Annotated in this window: 27 protein-coding genes and 1 other RNA gene; 9 read left to right on the top strand and 19 right to left on the bottom strand. The window is 70.1% G+C overall.

Annotation, left to right across the window (positions count from 1 at the left end; genetic code table 11):
• Window positions 1-20 precede the first annotated feature (20 nt).
• Window positions 21-395: a transfer-messenger RNA gene (gene ssrA, locus AC0NZQ_RS10060) on the bottom strand.
• A 49-nt stretch (window positions 396-444) separates the two neighbouring features.
• Here ssrA and AC0NZQ_RS10055 point away from each other — a divergent pair.
• Window positions 445-870, top strand: a complete 426-nt coding sequence (locus AC0NZQ_RS10055; RefSeq protein ID WP_474529683.1) for a VOC family protein — start codon at window positions 445-447, stop codon at window positions 868-870.
• Here AC0NZQ_RS10055 and AC0NZQ_RS10050 read toward each other — a convergent pair.
• The 4 genes from AC0NZQ_RS10050 to ftsE form a co-directional block, all read right to left on the bottom strand.
• Entirely contained in the window at window positions 856-1,719 is an 864-nt protein-coding gene (locus AC0NZQ_RS10050) for an amidohydrolase family protein (protein WP_474529682.1), read from the bottom strand. The two genes, AC0NZQ_RS10055 and AC0NZQ_RS10050, sit on opposite strands and share 15 nt — an antisense overlap.
• On the bottom strand, window positions 1,716-2,216 hold the full coding sequence (gene smpB, locus AC0NZQ_RS10045; RefSeq protein ID WP_474529681.1) for an SsrA-binding protein SmpB: 501 nt from the start codon (window positions 2,214-2,216) through the stop codon (window positions 1,716-1,718). Before smpB ends, AC0NZQ_RS10050 begins: the two co-directional genes overlap by 4 nt.
• A gap of 2 nt (window positions 2,217-2,218) precedes the next feature.
• Window positions 2,219-3,124, bottom strand: a complete 906-nt coding sequence (gene ftsX / locus AC0NZQ_RS10040) for a permease-like cell division protein FtsX (protein ID WP_474529680.1) — start codon at window positions 3,122-3,124, stop codon at window positions 2,219-2,221.
• 65 nt (window positions 3,125-3,189) lie between these two features.
• Complete coding sequence (ftsE, locus tag AC0NZQ_RS10035) at window positions 3,190-3,879, bottom strand: cell division ATP-binding protein FtsE (RefSeq protein ID WP_474529679.1); 690 nt, start codon at window positions 3,877-3,879, stop codon at window positions 3,190-3,192.
• Between the two features lie 166 nt (window positions 3,880-4,045).
• On the opposite strand from ftsE, the gene AC0NZQ_RS10030 reads away from it, so the two are divergent.
• From AC0NZQ_RS10030 to AC0NZQ_RS10020, 3 genes are read left to right on the top strand one after another with little or no spacing between them, the layout of a single operon-like run.
• Window positions 4,046-4,972, top strand: a complete 927-nt coding sequence (locus tag AC0NZQ_RS10030) for an ABC transporter ATP-binding protein (RefSeq protein ID WP_474531362.1) — start codon at window positions 4,046-4,048, stop codon at window positions 4,970-4,972.
• The gene (locus tag AC0NZQ_RS10025) at window positions 4,962-5,753 is read left to right on the top strand and encodes an ABC transporter permease (RefSeq protein ID WP_474529678.1); all 792 of its coding nucleotides are present in this window, start codon (window positions 4,962-4,964) and stop codon (window positions 5,751-5,753) included. The genes AC0NZQ_RS10030 and AC0NZQ_RS10025 overlap by 11 nt, the downstream gene beginning before the upstream one ends.
• 4 nt (window positions 5,754-5,757) lie before the next feature.
• Entirely contained in the window at window positions 5,758-6,573 is an 816-nt protein-coding gene (locus AC0NZQ_RS10020; protein ID WP_474529677.1) for an ABC transporter permease, read from the top strand.
• A 17-nt stretch (window positions 6,574-6,590) separates the two neighbouring features.
• On the opposite strand, the gene prfB is transcribed toward AC0NZQ_RS10020, so the two are convergent.
• From prfB to AC0NZQ_RS10005, 3 genes are read right to left on the bottom strand one after another with little or no spacing between them, the layout of a single operon-like run.
• Window positions 6,591-7,694 carry a peptide chain release factor 2 gene (gene prfB, locus AC0NZQ_RS10015; protein ID WP_474529676.1) on the bottom strand — a complete coding sequence of 368 codons (1,104 nt, stop codon included), beginning with the start codon at window positions 7,692-7,694 and terminating at the stop codon, window positions 6,591-6,593.
• 25 nt (window positions 7,695-7,719) lie between these two features.
• Window positions 7,720-8,085, bottom strand: coding sequence for an MmcQ/YjbR family DNA-binding protein (locus AC0NZQ_RS10010; protein ID WP_474529675.1), 366 nt, complete (start codon window positions 8,083-8,085; stop codon window positions 7,720-7,722).
• Between the two features lie 40 nt (window positions 8,086-8,125).
• Window positions 8,126-9,667 carry a glycosyltransferase 87 family protein gene (locus AC0NZQ_RS10005; RefSeq protein WP_474529674.1) on the bottom strand — a complete coding sequence of 514 codons (1,542 nt, stop codon included), beginning with the start codon at window positions 9,665-9,667 and terminating at the stop codon, window positions 8,126-8,128.
• A gap of 57 nt (window positions 9,668-9,724) precedes the next feature.
• Between AC0NZQ_RS10005 and AC0NZQ_RS10000 the strand changes: the two genes are divergently transcribed.
• Both AC0NZQ_RS10000 and AC0NZQ_RS09995 read left to right on the top strand, forming a co-directional pair.
• On the top strand, window positions 9,725-9,934 hold the full coding sequence (locus AC0NZQ_RS10000) for a hypothetical protein (RefSeq protein WP_474529673.1): 210 nt from the start codon (window positions 9,725-9,727) through the stop codon (window positions 9,932-9,934).
• Window positions 9,935-9,956: 22 nt separating this feature from the next.
• Window positions 9,957-10,751: an exodeoxyribonuclease III gene (locus AC0NZQ_RS09995; RefSeq protein ID WP_474529672.1), complete on the top strand. Its 795-nt coding sequence runs from the start codon at window positions 9,957-9,959 to the stop codon at window positions 10,749-10,751.
• Window positions 10,752-10,909: 158 nt separating this feature from the next.
• On the opposite strand, the gene AC0NZQ_RS09990 is transcribed toward AC0NZQ_RS09995, so the two are convergent.
• Window positions 10,910-11,482 (bottom strand): AAA family ATPase, encoded by a 573-nt coding sequence (locus AC0NZQ_RS09990; RefSeq protein WP_474529671.1) that lies wholly within the window; start codon window positions 11,480-11,482, stop codon window positions 10,910-10,912.
• A gap of 118 nt (window positions 11,483-11,600) precedes the next feature.
• Here AC0NZQ_RS09990 and AC0NZQ_RS09985 point away from each other — a divergent pair, with 118 nt between their 5' ends.
• Both AC0NZQ_RS09985 and AC0NZQ_RS09980 read left to right on the top strand, forming a co-directional pair.
• Window positions 11,601-12,281, top strand: a complete 681-nt coding sequence (locus tag AC0NZQ_RS09985) for an HNH endonuclease family protein (protein WP_474529670.1) — start codon at window positions 11,601-11,603, stop codon at window positions 12,279-12,281.
• Between the two features lie 17 nt (window positions 12,282-12,298).
• Window positions 12,299-12,847 (top strand): GNAT family N-acetyltransferase, encoded by a 549-nt coding sequence (locus tag AC0NZQ_RS09980; RefSeq protein ID WP_474529669.1) that lies wholly within the window; start codon window positions 12,299-12,301, stop codon window positions 12,845-12,847.
• Here the strand turns inward: AC0NZQ_RS09980 and AC0NZQ_RS09975 are convergent.
• Genes AC0NZQ_RS09975 through AC0NZQ_RS09960 form a run of 4 tightly spaced genes read right to left on the bottom strand, consistent with a single transcriptional unit; the run spans window position 12,819 to window position 14,917 of the window.
• Window positions 12,819-13,595 carry an MBL fold metallo-hydrolase gene (locus AC0NZQ_RS09975; protein WP_474529668.1) on the bottom strand — a complete coding sequence of 259 codons (777 nt, stop codon included), beginning with the start codon at window positions 13,593-13,595 and terminating at the stop codon, window positions 12,819-12,821. The two genes, AC0NZQ_RS09980 and AC0NZQ_RS09975, sit on opposite strands and share 29 nt — an antisense overlap.
• Window positions 13,596-13,606: 11 nt before the next feature.
• Window positions 13,607-14,032: a pilus assembly protein TadG-related protein gene (locus AC0NZQ_RS09970; RefSeq protein WP_474529667.1), complete on the bottom strand. Its 426-nt coding sequence runs from the start codon at window positions 14,030-14,032 to the stop codon at window positions 13,607-13,609.
• Window positions 14,022-14,510, bottom strand: coding sequence for a TadE/TadG family type IV pilus assembly protein (locus AC0NZQ_RS09965; RefSeq protein WP_474529666.1), 489 nt, complete (start codon window positions 14,508-14,510; stop codon window positions 14,022-14,024). The genes AC0NZQ_RS09970 and AC0NZQ_RS09965 overlap by 11 nt, the downstream gene beginning before the upstream one ends.
• Window positions 14,507-14,917, bottom strand: coding sequence for a TadE/TadG family type IV pilus assembly protein (locus AC0NZQ_RS09960; RefSeq protein WP_474529665.1), 411 nt, complete (start codon window positions 14,915-14,917; stop codon window positions 14,507-14,509). Before AC0NZQ_RS09960 ends, AC0NZQ_RS09965 begins: the two co-directional genes overlap by 4 nt.
• Window positions 14,918-15,093: 176 nt before the next feature.
• Between AC0NZQ_RS09960 and AC0NZQ_RS09955 the strand changes: the two genes are divergently transcribed.
• The gene (locus tag AC0NZQ_RS09955; protein ID WP_474529664.1) at window positions 15,094-15,336 is read left to right on the top strand and encodes a DUF3263 domain-containing protein; all 243 of its coding nucleotides are present in this window, start codon (window positions 15,094-15,096) and stop codon (window positions 15,334-15,336) included.
• A 5-nt stretch (window positions 15,337-15,341) separates the two neighbouring features.
• Here the strand turns inward: AC0NZQ_RS09955 and AC0NZQ_RS09950 are convergent, their stop codons facing one another.
• The 6 genes from AC0NZQ_RS09950 to AC0NZQ_RS09925 form a co-directional block, all read right to left on the bottom strand.
• A complete protein-coding gene (locus tag AC0NZQ_RS09950; RefSeq protein WP_474529663.1) occupies window positions 15,342-15,587 on the bottom strand; it encodes a hypothetical protein in 246 nt (81 codons plus the stop codon).
• A 102-nt stretch (window positions 15,588-15,689) separates the two neighbouring features.
• Window positions 15,690-16,019, bottom strand: coding sequence for a DUF2283 domain-containing protein (locus AC0NZQ_RS09945; RefSeq protein WP_474529662.1), 330 nt, complete (start codon window positions 16,017-16,019; stop codon window positions 15,690-15,692).
• 4 nt (window positions 16,020-16,023) lie between these two features.
• Entirely contained in the window at window positions 16,024-16,242 is a 219-nt protein-coding gene (locus AC0NZQ_RS09940) for a DUF4258 domain-containing protein (protein ID WP_474531361.1), read from the bottom strand.
• An 8-nt stretch (window positions 16,243-16,250) separates the two neighbouring features.
• A complete protein-coding gene (locus AC0NZQ_RS09935) occupies window positions 16,251-16,655 on the bottom strand; it encodes a DUF6941 family protein (RefSeq protein ID WP_474529661.1) in 405 nt (134 codons plus the stop codon).
• A gap of 99 nt (window positions 16,656-16,754) precedes the next feature.
• A complete protein-coding gene (locus AC0NZQ_RS09930; RefSeq protein ID WP_474529660.1) occupies window positions 16,755-17,312 on the bottom strand; it encodes a hypothetical protein in 558 nt (185 codons plus the stop codon).
• Window positions 17,309-18,424 (bottom strand): hyaluronate lyase N-terminal domain-containing protein, encoded by a 1,116-nt coding sequence (locus AC0NZQ_RS09925; RefSeq protein WP_474529659.1) that lies wholly within the window; start codon window positions 18,422-18,424, stop codon window positions 17,309-17,311. The genes AC0NZQ_RS09930 and AC0NZQ_RS09925 overlap by 4 nt, the downstream gene beginning before the upstream one ends.
• Window positions 18,425-18,426: the final 2 nt, after the last annotated feature.

Raw genomic sequence — 18,426 nt, 5'->3', positions numbered from 1 at the left:
AGCGGGGCCGACGTGTCTCGAGGTGGAGGTGGCGGGAATCGAACCCGCGTCCTCCGCCGCTTCAACAGGGCTTCTCCGGGCGCAGTGTGCTCTGCCTCTACTCGGCCCCGACGATCACGCACACGAGACGTCGTGACAGGCCCAGTCGCTGTGAGTTTTCCCGTCCGTCCCCGCGACCGGGGCGGACGGTGAGTCACCTAGCTGATGCCAGGATCCGGGTCGGTGACGAACCCGGGCTGACAGACTTGCTCGGCTACTTAGGCAGCGAGAGCGAAGTCAGCGCGATGAGAATCGGCGCTTATTTTGTTGTGCATCGCTTTTTTAACGAGGTCAGCAATGCGGTCCTCGGCCCGCTTCCCCTGTCTCGACGACCGGAGTCGAGACCATTCACCCCCTCGTGTGGAACCCTGCAAGCCTACCCGGCGACGGCAAGGGAGACATCTCGTGACGCAGCAGCTCAACCCGTACCTGCACCGTCCCGGCGACGCCCGCGAGGTCGTGGACTTCTACCGGGACGTCTTCGGCGGGTCGGTGGACCTGATGACCTTCGACCAGGGCGGGATGCCCATCGAAGGATTCGGTGACAAGGTCATGCACGCGCAGCTCACCACCGACGCCGGCTTCGTCATCATGGTCTCCGACAGCCCGCCCGGCCACGAGACGACGCATGGCGAGGACGTCTCCCTCTCGCTCTCCGGCCGCGCCGGGGACGCGCTGCGCGGCTACTGGGAGAAGCTCAAGGTCGGCGCCACCGTCCACGAGGAACTCAGCCCGGCACCGTGGGGCGACCACTTCGGCGCCTGCACCGACAGGTTCGGCACGAGCTGGCTCGTCAACATCGGCCCGTCGGAGGAGTCAGAGACCGAGTAGCCGGGCGCCGTTCGTCCGGCAGACGGCTCGCAGCCAGTCGTCGCCGTGACCCCACGACTCCAGCGCGGCCAACTGCTCGCCGTAGGCGTACGGGATGTTCGGGAAGTCGCTGCCGAGCACCACCCGGTCCCCCATCTCGCCCAACCGCGCGACGGAACGAGCGTCCAGCGGGGCGATGTCGTCGAGGTACGCCGTCCCCACCATGGTGGTGTCGACGTGCACGTTCGGGTACCGCTCGACGAGGTCCAGGTGCTCGGCGTACTCCGGCGCCCCGCAGTGGGCGATCACCGCGGTGAGCCGAGGGTGGCGGGCAAGGACGTCGCCGAAGGGACCGGGTCCGGTGTGCCGCCCCGGCATCGGACCGCTGCCGCAGTGGACCACCACGGGCACGGCCGACTCGGCAAGCATCCCCCAGACGGGGTCGAGCAGGTCCTCGCGCGGGTCGTAATCGCCGACCTGGACATGAGCCTTGAAGACCCGGGTGCCGGCCTCCAGCGCCTCGCGGACGTACCGCGCCGCCGACGGCTCGGGGTAGAAGGTGCCGGACGGAACGCAACCCGACGTCCGCTCGCCGAACTCGCGGGCCCAGCGGCACAGCGACTCGGCCATGCCGGGCTTGTGCGGGTACAGCAGCGCGGTGAAGTGCTCGACGCCGAGCTCGTGCAGGATCTCGACCCGTCGCTCGACCGGCTCGCGGTAGTGGATCGGCCAGGCCTTGCCGAAACTGGCCTCGACCTCGTCGAAGTACGTCCACACCGCCGCGTGCACCCGGTCGGGCATGAAGTGGGTGTGGATGTCCACGAGCCCCGGCAGGCCGAGGCGCTGCCGGAACTCCCGGACGTCGCTCAATCCATGCCCTTCACCCGGCGGCCCATGGCGCGTGCGACCTCGCGGTCGGCGTCCCGCTTGGCCAGGTCCTGCCGCTTGTCGTAGCTGCGCTTGCCGCGCACCAGGGCGAGCTCGACCTTCACCTTGCCGCCGGAGAAGTAGATCGACAGCGGGACCAGCGTCAGCCCGGTCTCGCGGGTCTTGCCGACGAGGCGTTCGATCTCTGCCCGATGCAGCAACAGCTTGCGGACACGGCGGGGCTCGTGGTTCGTCCAGCTCCCCTGCTCGTACTCGGGAATGTGGATGTTGCGGAGGAAGACCTCGCCGTCGTCGATGGTGGCGAAGCCGTCGACGAGGGACGCCCGACCGAGCCGCAGCGACTTGACCTCGGTGCCGGTGAGGACGACTCCCGCCTCGAAGACGTCGAGGACGGAGTAGTCGTGCCGGGCCTTGCGGTTCTGCGCGATGAACTTGCGGGCGTCCTGCCGATTGCTGGACTTGGCGGTGGCGGCAGGCATCCTTACAGCTTGACGTACAGGCGCAAGGTCGCAAACGCGGTGAGGCCGGCGAGCACGACGCCGCCGATGAGGCTGACACCGCTGGCGACCAGCAGGTCGTTGGCGGTGAGGTCCGGGATGACGCCGCTCTCGACCTGACCGGCGAAGACGCGGTTGAGCAGGAAGTACTTGCCCACCGCCACCATGCCGAAGGAGGCGAGGGCGCCCACCACCGTCGCCACGATGGTCTCGAGGATGAAGGGCAGCTCCGTCATCCAGCGCGACGCTCCGACCAGCCGCATGATGCTGGTCTCGTTCTTCCGCTGTGCCGCCGCCACCTGGATGGTGTTCGCGATGAGCAGGATGGCGGCGAGCAGGACGACCAGGGCCACCACGATCGAGGCCGTGCGGAGGCTGTCCAGGATGTCGAGCAGGGTCTGGATCGCCGCCACCTGATTCGAGATGCCGGAGATCTGGGGCTGGTTGGCGAAGGCGTTGCGGAAGGGGACGTAGTCCTTGGCGATGTCCTTCAGCTTGACGGTGAACGACGCCGGGAAGGTGCCCTGCTGCAGGAACTGCCGCGCGTTGGCCGGAGCGGTGTCCCGAGCCCGCTGGAACTGCTTGGCCTCCGAGACGTAGCTGACGCTCCGGACGGCCGGGTAGGACTCGATCTTCTGCTTGAGCGCCTGCGTCTCGGCGGCCGTCGTCACGCCGTCGCAGGGGGCCTTGCTGAACTTCCCGCAGAGGTACACCGAGACGTTGAGCCGGCCCTCGTAGGTGTCGCTGAACCGGTCGATCTCGCGGTTGGCGAGGATCGCCGTCGAGACGAACGTCAACAGGATGACCGTGTTCAGGATGAGCGCGATCGTCATGGAGAGGTTGCGCCGGATGCCTTCCCAGACACCGGACAACACGAAGTTGGCGCGCATTACTTCCTCACTGCTCGGGGACGGTGCGCGTCATGGCACCGCAGGGGCCGTTGCCGCGGCTGCACTCAGCGGCCGACACCGTAGACGCCACGGTTCTGATCGCGGATGACCTTGCCGTTGTCGAGCTCGATGACCCGGCGGCGCATCGCGTCGACGATGTTGTTGTCGTGGGTGGCCATGACGACCGTCGTGCCCGTGCGGTTGATGCGCTCGAGCAGGCTCATGATGCCCTGGCTGGTGTCGGGGTCGAGGTTGCCGGTGGGCTCGTCGGCCAGCAGCACCAGCGGACGGTTCACGAAGGCACGGGCGATCGCCACCCGCTGCTGCTCACCACCGGAGAGCTCGGTGGGCATGCGCTGCGCCTTGCCGGTGAGGCCGACGAGGTCCAGCACCTCGGGGACGGTCCGCCGGATCGCCTTGGGCGACTTGTTGATCACCTCGAGGGCGAAGGCGACGTTGTCGTAGACGTTCTTCTTCGGCAGCAGGCGGAAGTCCTGGAAGACGCAGCCGATGCGGCGCCGCAGCTCCGGCACCTTGCGCTGGGAGATCTTGCCGACGTTGCGGCTGTCGACGATCACCGAGCCGGTGGTGGCGAGCTCCTCGCGCAGCAGCAGGCGCAGCACCGTGGACTTCCCCGAGCCCGAGGCGCCGATGAGGAAGACGAACTCCCCCTTGGCGATGTCGATCGTCACCGAGTCCAGGGCCGGCCGGGCCCCGGCCGGGTACACCTTGCTGACCTGGTCGAGCTGAATCACACGCCGCTCCTGCTATGGCTGATCACGGCGGTGAAGTTTACCGCTCCGTTATCTAAGTGCCGGGTAGGCGTGCGGGGCGAGCACAGGATCGTGTCAGCGGAAATTCGTTGTCCGCCCCGGTTGCTAGCGTCGAGCTGTGAACGACGAGCGCAGCCCCGGGTCGCCGATGATCGAGGCGACCGCGCTCACCAAGACCTTCGACGCCTTCACCGCGGTGGACGCCATCGACGTCCGGGTCGAGCGTGGCGAGGCGTTCGGTTTCCTCGGCCCCAACGGCGCCGGCAAGAGCTCCACGATGCGGATGATCGGCTGCGTCGCCCCGGTGACGTCGGGCCGGCTGCGCATCCTCGGCCTCGATCCGGCCACGGACGGGCCGCGGATCCGCGCGCGGCTCGGCGTGGTCCCGCAGCAGGACACCCTCGACCTGGAGCTCTCCGTCCGGGACAACCTCTTCGTCTACGGCCGCTACTTCGGCCTGCCGCGCAAGGTGCTGCGACCCCGGGTGGACGAGCTGCTCGACTTCGCCCAGCTCGCCGACCGCGCCGACTCGAAGGTGGAGCCCCTCTCCGGAGGCATGAAGCGCCGGCTGACCATCGCGAGGTCGTTGATCAACCAGCCCGAACTGCTGCTGCTGGACGAGCCGACCACCGGCCTGGACCCGCAGGCGCGGCACGTGCTCTGGGACCGGCTCTACCGCCTCAAGCAGGAAGGCGTGACGCTCGTCCTCACCACGCACTACATGGACGAGGCCGAACAGCTCTGCGACCGCCTCGTCGTCATGGACGGCGGCCGCATCGTGGCCGAGGGCTCACCCGCCTCGCTGATCGCCGATCACTCCACCCGCGAGGTCGCGGAGCTGCGCTTCCGGCCGGGTGACAACGAGGCCGCCGCCGAGAAGCTCGCCATGCTGATCGACGGCGACGGCGAGCGGGTGGAGACGCTGCCCGATCGCGTGCTGCTCTACGTCCACGACGGCGACGCCGCTCTGCGGGCCACCCACGAGCACGGCATCACCCCGGTCGCCTCCCTCGTCCGGCGGTCGACACTCGAGGACGTCTTCCTCCGGCTCACAGGGCGCACCCTTGTCGACTGAGGCCCTCCCCCGCGCGTCGGCGTTCAGCATCCTGGAGCTGAACCTGCTTCGGCTCAAGGGTTACTGGAAGAACGCGATCATCGTCGGGGTGGTGACGCCGGTGGCGTTCGTCCTTGCGCTCGGGGTGGGGCTCGGCACGCTGGTGGACGACGGCGGCAACAGCCTCGGCGTGCCCTACCTGGACTTCGTCGCGCCGGCGTTCCTCGCCGTGTCGGCCCTGCAGGTCGCGGCCTCCGACGCCGCCTTCCCGGTGATGGCCGGCTTCAAGTGGGTCCGGAACTACCACGGCATCGCCGCGACACCGCTGACGCCGCGGCAGCTCTCCGACGGCGTCCTGCTGGGCATCGCGCTGCGACAGGCGGCGAACGCGATCGTCTACCTCGCGATCATCGCCGCGTTCGGCGGGGTCCGGCGCTGGTGGGTGCTGCTGGCCATCCCGGCCGCCGTCCTCACCGCTCTCGCCTTCGCCGCGCCGGTGGCCGCGCTCGCGGCGACGATCCGCAGCGAGGGGCAGGCCTTCAACGTGCTGTTCCGGTTCGTGGTGACACCGATGTTCCTCTTCTCGGGGACCTTCTATCCGGTCGACCGGCTGCCGGCGTGGGGTGAGGTCCTGGCCTTCGTCTCGCCCCTCTGGCACGGCATCGAGCTCTGCCGAGGCGCGGCCCTGGGACATCTGGGCGGGTGGGCCGCGCTCGGCCACGTCGGTTATCTGCTGGTGTGGCTGGTCGTCGGCACGGCGCTGGCCCGCTGGCGCTTCGCGGTGCGGGTCCAGCGGGGATGAGCAGATGACCTCGTCCCGTATCGGCACGCCGCTGCGGCTGCTGCCGGGCAGTGTCTACGCCGGACGCGCCCACATCGTGCTGGAGCGCGCGGTGCGGGTGTACCGGCGGAACTGGCTGCTCATCCTCACCGGTTTCGTCGAGCCGGTGCTCTACCTCTTCGCCCTCGGCACCGGACTGAAGGGCCTCGTCGGCACGGTCGTCGGCCCCGGCGGGCAGGTGCTGAGCTACACCGCGTTCCTGGCCCCGGCCCTGCTGGCCACCTCGGCCATGAACGGCGCGATCTACGACTCGACGATGAACGTCTTCTTCAAGATGAAGTTCGCCAAGCTCTACGACTCGATGCTGGCGACCTCGCTCGGACCCCTGGACGTCGCCCTCGGCGAGATCGGCTGGGCGCTCATCCGCGGCGGGCTCTACGCGGCCGGCTTCATGATCGTCATGGCCGTGCTCGGGCTCTTCGGCTCGTGGTGGGCGGTGCTGCTCCTGCCGTCCGCGCTGCTCATCGCCTTCGGCTTCGCCGCGGTGGGGATGGCCGCGACGACGTGGCTGCAGACGGTGAACCAGCTCGACTACGTCCAGCTGGCGACGCTGCCACTCTTCCTCTTCAGCGGCACCTTCTACGACCTCTCGGTCTACCCGCGATGGCTGCAGATCGTGGTCGAGTGCCTGCCGCTGCACCACGCCATCCAGCTGCTGCGCTCGCTGAACGCCGGCTATCTGACCTGGGGCCTGCTCGGCCACGCCGCCTACTTCGTCGGCATGGTCGTGGTCGGGCTGACGATCACCGCGCGCCGGCTGGATGTCCTGCTGCTGCGGTGACGATCAGGCGCTGACGATCACGCGGAGGTGGACTCGGCGGCCTTGCGCCAGCGGATGCCGGCCTCGATGAAGCCGTCGATGTCGCCGTCCAGCACCGCCTGCGGGTTGCCGACCTCGTACTCGGTGCGGACGTCCTTGACCATCTGGTAGGGGTGCAGCACGTAGTTGCGCATCTGATTGCCCCAGCTGTTGCTGCCGTCCTTGAGCGCGTCGAGGGCGCTCTGCTCCTCCTCGCGGCGCCGCTCCAGCAGCTTGGACTGCAACACCGCCATAGCCGAGGCGCGGTTCTGGATCTGCGACCGCTCGTTCTGACAGGTGACGACGATGCCGGTGGGCAGGTGGGTGAGGCGGACGGCCGAGTCCGTCGTGTTGACGCCCTGACCGCCCTTGCCCGAGCTGCGGTAGACGTCGACGCGCAGATCGTCGTCGGCGATATCGACGTGGTCGCTCTGCTCGACGACCGGGAGCACCTCGACGCCGACGAAGCTGGTCTGCCGGCGGCCCTGGTTGTCGAAGGGGCTGATGCGGACCAGGCGGTGCGTCCCCTGCTCGACCGAGAGGGTGCCGTAGGCGTACGGCGCCTTGACCTGGATGGTGGCCGACTTGATGCCGGCCTCCTCGGCGTAGGAGGTGTCGAGGGCCTCGATCGGGTAGTGGTGGCGCTCCGCCCAGCGGGCGTACATGCGCAGCAGCATCTCGGCGAAGTCGGCGGCATCCACACCCCCGGCCTCGGCGCGGATCGTCATCAGCGCCTCGCGGGAGTCGTACTGACCCGAGAGCAGGGTCCGGACCTCGAGCTCGTCGACGGCACGCCGCAGCCCGGCGATCTCGACCTCGGCCTCGGCGCGCGAGTCGGCGTCGTCCATCTCCTCGGCGAGGTCCCACAGCGTGCTGGTGTCGTCGAGGCGGCGGCGCAACTCCTCGGTGCGGCGGACCTCCGCCTGCACCGACGAGAGCCGCGAGGTCACTCGCTGGGCGTTCTCCGCGTCGTCCCACAGCGTGGGCTCGGACGCCTCGACCTCGAGGTCCGCGATCTCGCGCCGCAGCGCGTCCAGGTCCACGACCGCCTCGATGTTGGTGAGGGTCGCGGACAGTTCCTTGAGCTCGGCCGGGACGTCCACGACCGGTCAGCCTACGCGCCGGTGCTCAGTCCAGCCCCGCCGCGAGCGTCTTCGGCGCGACGCAGCGGTAGGCGTCGCGGACGATCTCGGTGACCTCGTCCCAGTCGGGGGTCGGCAGACCGTCGCCCTCGAGGCGCACCCCCAGCCAGCCGCGGTGTCCGACGTAGGGCGGCCGGAAGAAGCGGGCCGGGTCCTCGGCCACCAGCTCCTGCTGGACCCCGGCCGGAGCCGAACACCAGAAGCCGCGATGGGCGACCCCGTGATGGTGGTCGTCGGCGGAGACGAACTGCTTGCTGCCCCGGACGAACCAGGACGGGCTGCCGTGGCTGTGACGCTCCTGGACCTCGGGCAGCGCCAGGCAGATCTCGCGGAGCCGTTCGATGACGTCCATCAGACGAGGGTGTCGCAGCCCCGGCGCCGTCACCACCACATCACCCGGCGCGTCGGTAGAGCGTGCCGCTGAGACCGGCGGTCCTGACGATCCGGAACTCGCGGCGCATGAGGTCGGCGACCGGCCCGCTGACCGGCATGACGCGGGTCTCGCGACGGTCGACGTAGACGAAGTCGGCGTGCCGCAGCACCGCCAGCCACGCCTCGGCCAGCCGCGCCCCGGTCGGTGGTCGCGAGCTCGGCGCGCGACCGTCACCGTAGGCGAGCGCGGAGCCGAAGGGATCGACGAGCTGCGGGCAGGACGCCGAGACCCGGTACCGGTCGTTGGCCACGGTGAAGGTCGGCATGGTGGCGACGACGCAGGCATCCCGCGGGACCACGGCCGTGAAGGCCGCGTACTCGTCGATGGCACCGCTGTCGACAAGCAGCTGACGCACGGCGAAGCCGGCGAGCGCAACGGCCATGACCATGACGGCTGCGGTCCACAGCCGTGCGGCGCGGCGACCGAGCCGGGAGATCGCCAACGACGCGACCAGGGCGAGGAACGGCGTCGCGAAGGCCGCGTAGTGCCAGTAGAAGGTGCCGGGCACCGCGAGCATGGCCACCACGAGGGCCGCGGCGAGGGCGGCGAACCGATCGAGCGGCGGCGCCGACCTGAGTCCGCTGAGGGCGAGGGCGCCAAGCGCGACGGCGATGATCACCGCCGTCGCGCGCAGCCACAGCTGCCCCGTGGCCGCCTGGCTGCCGTCGGGTGTCGCGGCGGCGAAGAGATGCACGAGGCGGAAGCTCGCGGGCGTCCGCGCCGGGGAGGAGCGGACGATCTGGTCCCAGAAGACCTGGTGGACGAAGGCTCCCGGCGCCGCTGCGGCGAAGGGCAGCACCGGGACGAGGAAGCCGGACGCAGCCCCGACGAGCAGGCGCCGGCGGCGCGACGAGCAGACGGCGACCACCGCCAGCAGCGGCACCACCGCCCAGATCTTGGTCGCGCAGGCCAGCCCGAGGAGCACCCCGGCCAGCACCGCGCGTCGTCCCCCGGCGGGGTGGTCGCCACGGAAGGCCAGCGTCATGCCGCCGAGGCAGAGCAGCACCACCCATGGCTCGAGCAGCAGTGTCCGGCTGCCGGCGATGGCGTCGCCTTGCAGCGCGACGAGCAGCACCGCCGGCACCACGACGCGGGCGCCGCGATGCCAGACCAGCCGTGCCGTCAACGGCACCGACGCCGCCCCGGCCACACCGGTGAGCAGCGACGCCACGGCGAGCCCGACTCCGGTCCCGGTGAGTCCGGCCAGCAGCGCGATCGGCGACAGCCCGATCGTGATCAGCGGCGGGTGGACCAGGACGAAGTCCCGGTAGGGCACTCGACCGTCCACCAGCGACAGCGCCGACCCGAAGTAGACGCCCTCGTCGTAGTCCGAGACCTGATGGGCGAAGCCGTGTCGCAGCCACTGCCAGCGCAGCAGCAAAGCCACCAGCGTGACGACGACGACCACCGCGACGAGGCCGGTTCGCCGCTGCGGCGGGACGGCCACCGGCCGCCCGGTCGGCCCCGGTAGCAGCCGGTTCGGCGCCAGCAGCGTCGACACCGCGCCGCCTTTCGAGGATTGGTGCCGGACTTCCCGGCATACTCTGATCGTTCCCCGATGACCGAACGGTTCCGTCGCAGCTCACATCGGCGTTTGTGCCGGGTGAGGGCCGGGTATCGGATGGTCGTGCTGACCCTCATGCTTGCCGTCGCGCTGCTCGTTCTCGCTGTCGCCGGGGCCGAACTGGTCCGCTCGGCGTGTCGCCGTCAGCTGATGGCTCCCGTCGTCATGCCCCGCCCGGTCCAGAGCACCGCAGACCTCGACTGACCGCCGTGGGACAGTCGGGGGCGTGCGTATCGCCACCTGGAACGTCAACTCGGTCAGTGCGCGACTGCCACGGCTGCTCGACTGGTTGAGCAGCGCCGAGCCGGACGTGCTCTGCCTGCAGGAGCTGAAGACCTCCGCCGACGGCTTCCCGTCCGACGAGATCGGCGCGCTCGGCTACGAGGCCGCCGTGTATGGCACCGGCCGCTGGAACGGCGTGGCCGTCCTCTCCCGTGTCGGGATCGAGGACGTCCGCCGCGGCCTCGTCGACGAACCCGGCTTCCAGCCCGAGGACGCCCTGCTGGAGGCGCACGAGCCGCGGGCGGTGGGGGCGACCTGCAATGGCGTCCGCATCTGGTCGGTCTACGTCCCCAACGGCCGCGAGGTCGGCCACCCGCACTACGACTACAAGCTGCGCTGGCTGGAGGCGCTGCGGACGACGGCCGCTGCGGAGGTGCCGGCCGCACCCTTCGCTGTGCTGGGTGACTTCAACATCGCGCCCACCGACGACGACGTCTGGGATCCGGCCGTCTTCGCCGCCAGCACGCACGTCACCGCCCCCGAACGTGACGCTCTCACCCGGCTGCGCGAGGTCGGGCTGCGCGACGTGGTGCCGCGGGCCCTGAAGTACGACACGCCCTACACCTACTGGGACTACCGGGCCGGCGCCTTCCACAAGAACATGGGGATGCGCATCGACCTCGTCTACGCCTCGGCACAGCTCGCGGACGCCGTCACCGACGCCTACGTCGACCGGGACGCGCGCAAGGGAACCGGCCCCTCCGACCACGCGCCGGTGGTCGTGGAACTGGACATCTAGGGCGTGTCTGACAATTCTCGCTCGTCGCGAGCGGCGGTCGGGTGCGCGCGATGCAAGGCGGAGGAGGACGGTCGTAGCCTGCTACGGCCGACGACGACAACGCGGCAGCGTGCGTGCCCGGGCGTCGCGCAGCAGAGCATGGGATTGTCGGACACGCCCTAATTCAGCCGGCTGACGATCGCGGCGTAGGTCTCGTCCACCGCGCCCTCGCGGGCGGGGACGACGACCGCGGTCTCACGCGAGCCGACGACGAGCAGCAGCCGGTCGTACATGGCCTCGAGCTGCCGCAGCCCGCCGACCCGGTCGAGCAGCTCCTGCGCGTCGACGTGGGCAGGTTCGCGGGCCGCGGCGGAGCGGGCGAGGAAGCGGTCCCGCATGACGTCCTTGGTGTCGAGCAGGACGAACTCGAAGAAGCGGGCACCGGTCTCGTTGGCGACCGCCTCGAGCGAGCGCAGATAGTCACCGCGGCCCAGGTACTGGGCGACCACCACGTCGAAACCCGCCCGCAGGTGATTGCGGGCGAGGTCCAGGGCGAGGTCCCGCGCCCGCATCCCCGCGGCGTACGGCTCGGCCTTCCAGCCGCCCAGCTGTCGGCGCAGCAGGTCGATCTCGAGGTTGAGCAGCATCGGGTGCGCGTCGGCGAGCCGCTGCGCGATCGTCGACTTGCCGGCACCCGGCGGTCCGTTGAGGACAATCAGGCGTGGCGCGGAGGGCGCGGGATCGGGGGGCACGGCATCAGAGCGTAGATCGCCGCATGTTCACCTGACGGTACTGGACGCGACGCCCGATCTGTGGTGGTTTAGACCAGTTGCCCGCCGGCCCCGTGGCCGCCGACCCGGAAGGTGCCCTGTGCCCCGCTCCCGCCCCGCCGCCTCCCCCGTCACCGTGCCTGCCGTGCTGCTGGCCGTCGTCGCCGCTGTCGCCGGTCTGCTCGCACTGGCCGCGCCGGCCTCGGCCGCCACGGTCAGCCAGCCGCTGAACACCATGATCAGCAACCTCACCGTCTCGAACACCGCGCACAGCGGCTACAGCCGCGACCTCTTCAAGCTCTGGGTCGACGCCGACGGCGACGGCTGCGACACCCGCGAGGAGGTGCTGCTCGACGAGGCGGTCGTCGCCCCGACGAAGGGTTCGGGGTGCACCCTCTCCGGCGGCAAGTGGTACTCGTACTACGACGAGGCGTACTGGACCGACAAGTCCGATGTCGACATCGACCACGTCGTGCCGCTGGCCGAGGCCTGGACCTCCGGCGCCTACGACTGGTCGGCGTCGCGGCGGCAGTCGTACGCCAACGACCTCGGAGACGACCGGACGCTGGTCGCGGTGACGGACAACGTCAACCAGGCCAAGGGCGACAAGGACCCGGCCGAGTGGATGCCGCCGGCGAGCAGCGCCTACTGCACCTACATCGAGTCGTGGGTCGCGGTGAAGACGCGCTGGGGCCTCACCGCCGACAGCAGCGAGGTGTCGGCGCTGCGCAACTACGCCGGCAGCTGCGGGAACCCGACGATCACGGTGACCACCGCCTGATCGGTAGCCTCGGCCAGGTGTCCCAGCCCGTCCTGCACACCGCGCGGCTGACCCTGGTCCCGCTCGGCGACGAGCACCTCGAGGACGAGATCGCACTCGACGCCTCGCCGGAGGTCATGCGCTACCTCGGGCGCGGCGTGCCCCGCGGTCGTGAGGAGGTGATCGCGACGCATGCGCAGCGCCTGCGCCGGTCGGGGCAGCGTCCCGGCCTCGGTTTCTGGGCGGGCCTGCTGGACGGCGCCTTCACCGGATGGTGGCTGCTCGATCCGGACGGCGCGCCCGCCGACGAGGCCGAGCTCGGCTACCGGCTGCGACCGGAGTTCTGGCGGCGCGGACTGGCCACGGAGGGGTCGCAGGAGCTGCTGCGTCACGCCTTCGACAACCTCGGCCTGCAACGCGTCTACGCCCAGACGATGACGGTGAACGAGGGCTCCCGCGCGGTGATGGCGCGGCTGGGGTTGAGTTACGTGGGCACCTTCCACGACGAGCAGGAGGTGCCGATCCCGGGCAGCGAGCAGGGCGAGGTCGAGTACGCGATCACGCGCGGCGAATGGCGGCGTCGATAGCGCGCCGGCGCGCGGTCTCGGCGGCCTCGGCGACCGGTCCGCGGTGCACGTCACCATGGCCGGGCAGGACGAGGTCCGCGTCCAGCGGCTCCAACGCGTCGAGTGCGGTGATCGCCTCGGCCGGCGAATGGTCGAACATCCCGCCGAGGACGTGCGGTCCGCGCACTCCGGTGGCGGCGTGACCGGTGACGAGGCCGTCCCCGGTGATGACCGCCTTGGCCTGGGGCAGGTAGAAGGCGCTGTGGCCGGAGGTGTGGCCGTGGGTGGGGACCGGAACCGGGCGCCCCGGCAGGTCGAGGGCGCCGTCGGCGTCGCCTTCGGGAAGGCGTCGGGCGTGCGCAACGGTGATGTCGGCGAGGCCGCCCTTGCGCGCGATCCGTACCGCCCAGCCGAGGACGCCGCGCCGGCCGAGGTTGCGGACCACGGCGGCGGGACCGGCCTGTTCGAGGTACTCGCGGCGGGCGTGCGCCACCTCGACGCCGTCGAAGTAGGCGGGGGTGCCGTACTCGGTGTGGAAGTGGTTGACCGAGCCGACGTGGTCGATGTGCGCGTGCGTGACGAGGATGGCCGCGACGTCGCGGGGGCCGCGTCCGATCGCCCGGAGTGAGTCGAGCAGCGCCGGGCGATCACCGGCCCAGCCGGTGTCGACGAGGGTGACGGCCTCCCCGTCGCGCAGCAGGTAGAAATTGACGTCGGTGCCGCGGACCAGGAAGACGTCCGCTGCCACCTCGATCACGCGCTCAGCCACGCCTGCCATTGTTACCCCACCACCGCAGCTCGTGCTGAGGCGACGGCCGTGTGCCGGACCTCGCCGCGGCCGAAGAGGCCGCCGAAGGTGAGCGGCAAGATCTGCTCGCAGCGCAGGGTGACGCGGGTGCGGTCGTCGGAGAGGGCGGCCCGGACCCGGACCTCGCGACGGGCCTCGTCACGGGCCAGATAGCGGGAGACCTGGTGGGTGACGTCGGCGAACTGCAGCGACTCCCCGCTGCCGACGCCGTCGCCCCGGTCGAGGCTGCCACCACCGGCGGCGGCCGCAGCGGCGGCGCCGTCACAGATGGACTGCAGGTCGCGCTGTTCGACGAAGGCCTGACCGAGGGCGACCGAGCCGGCCACGACCAGCAACGCGAGGACGAAGAAGCCGAGGATGAGCGGGATGGTCGACCCCCGGTCGCGGTCAGCGTCCACCGGGCGCCTCCCGGAAGTCGTCGACGTGGACGACATAGCGTCCGACGCTGGTGACGCCCCGGCCGGCGAGGACGGAGGGGATGCCGGGCAGCTCGACGCGGCGGATCACGCAGAAGGCGAACTCGGCGCCCGGCCGCAGGGACGGGCTGACCTGCTCGCCGTCGCAGTCGCCGGCCGCGGCCGTCACGCGGAACCGGACGTCGCGGGTGTCGATGCCCTGGTCGTCGAGGGCGAGCCGTACTGCCACCTCGGCTCGCCGCTGCGCCTCGGCGGGCGTGTCGGCTGTCGCGTAGGCGCGGCCGGCGTCGCGGGCGGCGGTCGTCACCGCGAGGTTGGTGCGCTGCGCGACCGCCACCGCGGCGATCAGGTAGACCAGCGGCACCAGCATGACTACCGCCACGAAGACGAACTCGATGATGGCGCTGCCGTCGTCCTCCCTGCTCCCACCGCGTCGGGCGAGGAGCGCGGCCGGCGTCATCGCCCCTCCTTCAGGGCGCGCGAGGTGACGTCGACGGTCAGCGGCAGGCCGAGCGGGGTGAAGAGCAGCCGGACGTAGCCACGGCACTGCACCGTGACGGTGGCCAACCCGCTCTCGGCGTCGCGCGTCTGCCCGCTACGGCAGTCGATCGCGCGCGCGTCGGCGTCGTCCAGGCCGTCACCGATGAGCTGCTCGGCCCTCGGCGCCCCTGCCGCCGCCGAGACATCCTCGGCCGCGGCGTACCGGGCAGCATCGGCGGCCGAGGCGGCGGCGACGTTGCGGGCGTAGAAATACACGGCGACCTGCAGGACACCGAAGAGCAGCAGGAGCAGCAGCACCGAGATCATGACGAACTCGACGACGGCCGCCCCCGCGTCGTCGCCGCGGCGCCCGGTCCGGGTCGGCACGGTCCGGCTACTTGTCGCCGCCGCTGACGGAGTCGAGGATCCCCGACAGCGCCTGCTTGATCTGCGGCTGGAAGATCCCCAGGATCGCCACCACGAGGATCGCCGTCATCACCGTGACACGTCCCTGATCTCACCGCGGCCCGAAACTGTCAGACCCTGCTGGCACCGTCCGGGTCATGGCCACGCCGCAGCTCCCCTCCCCCGCCACCCTGCTCGAGGTCGCGTCGCGGGTCGACGTCGGCGGGTCGGTCGAGCAGGCCGCAGCCGTCGAGCTCGGCCTGTCCGGGATCCGCTTCTGGCTGGCGGTGAATCGGCTGCTGGACGACCCGCCGGCCGATGTCGCGCTCGCGTGGGGGCCGACGATCAACCGGCTTCGGCGACTGCGGGACTCGCGGGGGCGGCAGCGCCGCGCGTCCTGAACACGTCAGTGCGTCGTGATCCCGCCTTCGTTGACGTGCCCGTGGCACTCCGGCTCGGGCGTCTGGGCTCGGCAGTCGGGGCGGAGGCAGCAGTGGATCGTGTGGCCCCGCAGCCCCGGCGTGCACCAGCAGTTCCGCCACGACCGGGTGTACAGCGGGCCGCGCTCGAACGGCTCACCGCATCCCGAGCAGTGGGTGACCTCGAGGACCAGCTGTTCCTCCTGGCCGCGGCCGGTGCGCTCGTACCTCACGACCGGGACGGTAGCGGCGGGCGCCGACAAAAACCGCCCCATCCGCTCGCGCTGGGCGAGGGATGGGGCGGTTCGTGACGTCGCGGGAGGACGCTGGGGCAGCTAGACGGTCACCGGCGTCCGGACGCCAGTAGAGGTCATGGAACCATCGCCACCCTGGCCGATCTTGAAGAACAACGAGACGCTCGGCTGGATCTGGCGAAGCACCTCGACGGCGTCGATCGGCACGTGGAAGTCAGTGTTGAGGCGAGCGAAGGGGATCTCGGTGGTCAGATCGAGGATCTCGATACCCAGCACCATGCCGAACTTGTCGACGTCCAGCTGGATCTCGTCGGTAACCTCGACCGTCTTCGCGACGTCGCCGTGGCAGAAGCGGATGTACGCCGCGTCGGCGGTGACGTCGATGGTCACGGTGATAGCAAGCTCCGGCATGTTCTCAATCCTTCCACGCTACCGACTTAACAACCACGGGCTCTTTGGTGATTCCTGGCAGCTTGACCCAGACCTTAAGGTCATCCCCCGACAATCCTGGGCCAACATAGAGGACGCTGTCCTTCGGCGTCTGCCTCTCCGTGTGATGATGGCGTAAAGCTTTGACGATGTCGAGCTGGGTGACCTGGCGCTCCGCCATCCGATCACGGGCGTGCGGGAGCACGACGATCCTCACTCGACGGTCAGCGGCTGAACATCGACGTCGAAGGCCAGCCGCCGCACCTCGACGCCGTCTAGCTCAAGGAAGACCTCGACTAGTCCAGTCGCCATGATCGGGATCAAAGCTTGGATCGTGAACAGACGGCCCGTCCGATCGCCGTAGGGTCGTGCGTTGGGCAGGTCCACGAGCTGCATGTCGAACGACATCTGCATGCCACTGGGCGCCTTCACCCTCGTGGTCAGCTGGTTCGGCGGCTCACCTAGGTTGGCCTTGACACGACCAGCCACCGAGAGGAAGTGCTGCATCGGAGTCATCGGGACCGAGATGTGGGTGTAGCTCGCGCCGATCGCGTTCAAGGTTCCGTTGCTCTGAATCGACGCGAACTCCGCCAAGAACGCGTAGTCGAGCTTCGCCATCCGGGCATGGTACTTCTCTGCCCTCGCGCGTGCATGCCGGCACGACAAAGCCGCCCCACCTTGTGAAGGGTGGGGCGGCTTCGTGGTGCGGGGGGCAGGTCAACCGATCAGGGACAGCTCCGCGGAGTCGACGGTGAGGCTGGCGGATGCGTTGGCGGCGGACCACTTCGCGCGGGCGTCGAAGGTGCAGTCGGTCGTGGTGTCGACGGTGAGGTCGGCGCCGCGGAGCGCCTGGTAGCGGAAGTTGCCGCCTGTGTCGAGGAACGCCAGCGACCCCACCCGCTTCACGGTCGCAGCTGCACCCACCCCGCGGTAGGTCATCTCGCAGTTGAAGTAGCAGGGCAGGGCCGTCGTTCCGCCGAGGCTGAGCAGGGTGAACAGGGACGCCGGGATGGTGACGGTGAACGACGCGCCGCCGAGGATGACGCGGAAGTCGAGAGACAGCGCGTTGAGGATGGCGGGCAGCTTGTAGGCGCCCCACGCCCGGAGGACGAGCTTGGTTCCGAGCTGGGGCACGTTCCTGGGGACGACCGGTTGCGTGCCGGCGGCGGCCATCATCGCTGTGCCCGACAGGCACGTTGTCTCCGTGGCGGTGTTCTCCACGAGCACGTCGGCGAGGGACTGGTAGAGCAGGGTCGAGCGGGGGTTGTAGCTCACAGGATCCTCCACTTCGTGCCGTTGGAGACGACGTGCAGCGTCGCGCCGGCGGGCAGGGAGTAGGTCTGCGCGGCGCTGGAGGTGTTACCGATGGTCTCCGATGCTGCGGCACCGGTGAGGGTGATCGCGCCGGTCGACGCGTTGACCACGTAGTAGTCGTAGGCCGTGAACGACCCGGCGGCCGGGAGCGTGACCGTGACGCCGGCGGCGGTGATCTCGACGTACTTCACGCCGGACCCGTTGACGGTGTAGCTCGCGCTCGAGGTGGCGTAGGCGCCGAGCTTGCTGCCGGCGTTGAGGGAGACGACGCCGGTGGCGGTGAGCGCGCCGACGTTCTGGTTGCGGCGGTTGCTGCCCACGACGATCCACACGCCGGCGGTGGCGGTGGACTCGACCTCGACGACGTCGTCCTGCGCGGACAGGATGTAGGTGCTCTGGCCGGCGATGGTGCCGCCGCCGGTCACCTGGACGGTGACGGCGTTGCTCGACGAGTCGGACTTGCGGATGAGGAGCCGCTGGCCGGGAGTGGTGGCGGAGCTGTAGAGCGTGAACGTCAGCGGCCCGGCGGTGGCGTCCATGTTGGTGGTGGCCGGGGTGCCGGTGGTCGCGGTGTAGGCCGCGGTGCGGGTGCTGACTCCGTTCTGGAAGTTCGTGGCGTTGGCGATGCCGTTGACGACGATGCCGTTGTTGGTGACGGTCAGGCGGGTGGTGTACTGCACCTGGAACGTGATCGTCCGGCCGGAGTTGTTGCCGGTCGAGAACCACATCGACGTGGCGGCGATGCCGATGGCGAAGTCGCCGTCGCTGGCCGACCGGAGACGGAACAGGGTGATCTTCTGCCCAACGGGCGGCGTCGCGCCGTTGCCGGGGTTGCTGATGCCGGCCGTTCCGAAGTCGACGAGGTTGCTGGTGCCGTTGTTCAGCAGCAGCAGCCCGGAGGTCTGGATGGACCCGACGTAGGGCAGCCCGGTCCACGGGGTGACCCCGTCGCCGACCTTGACCTGATCGGTGTCCGACTCGATGGCGAGCTCGCCGTCGTTGAGGACCGGGTTGGTCGACGTCCAGGTTGCCGCGCTGCCGCGGCGGAAGCGGATGTCCGCGTCGCGGGGCATCG

Source organism: Jatrophihabitans sp. sgz311053, assembly GCF_056135305.1.
Note: the sequence above shows the minus strand (reverse complement) of the source record. Positions and strands in the feature narration are given on the sequence as shown.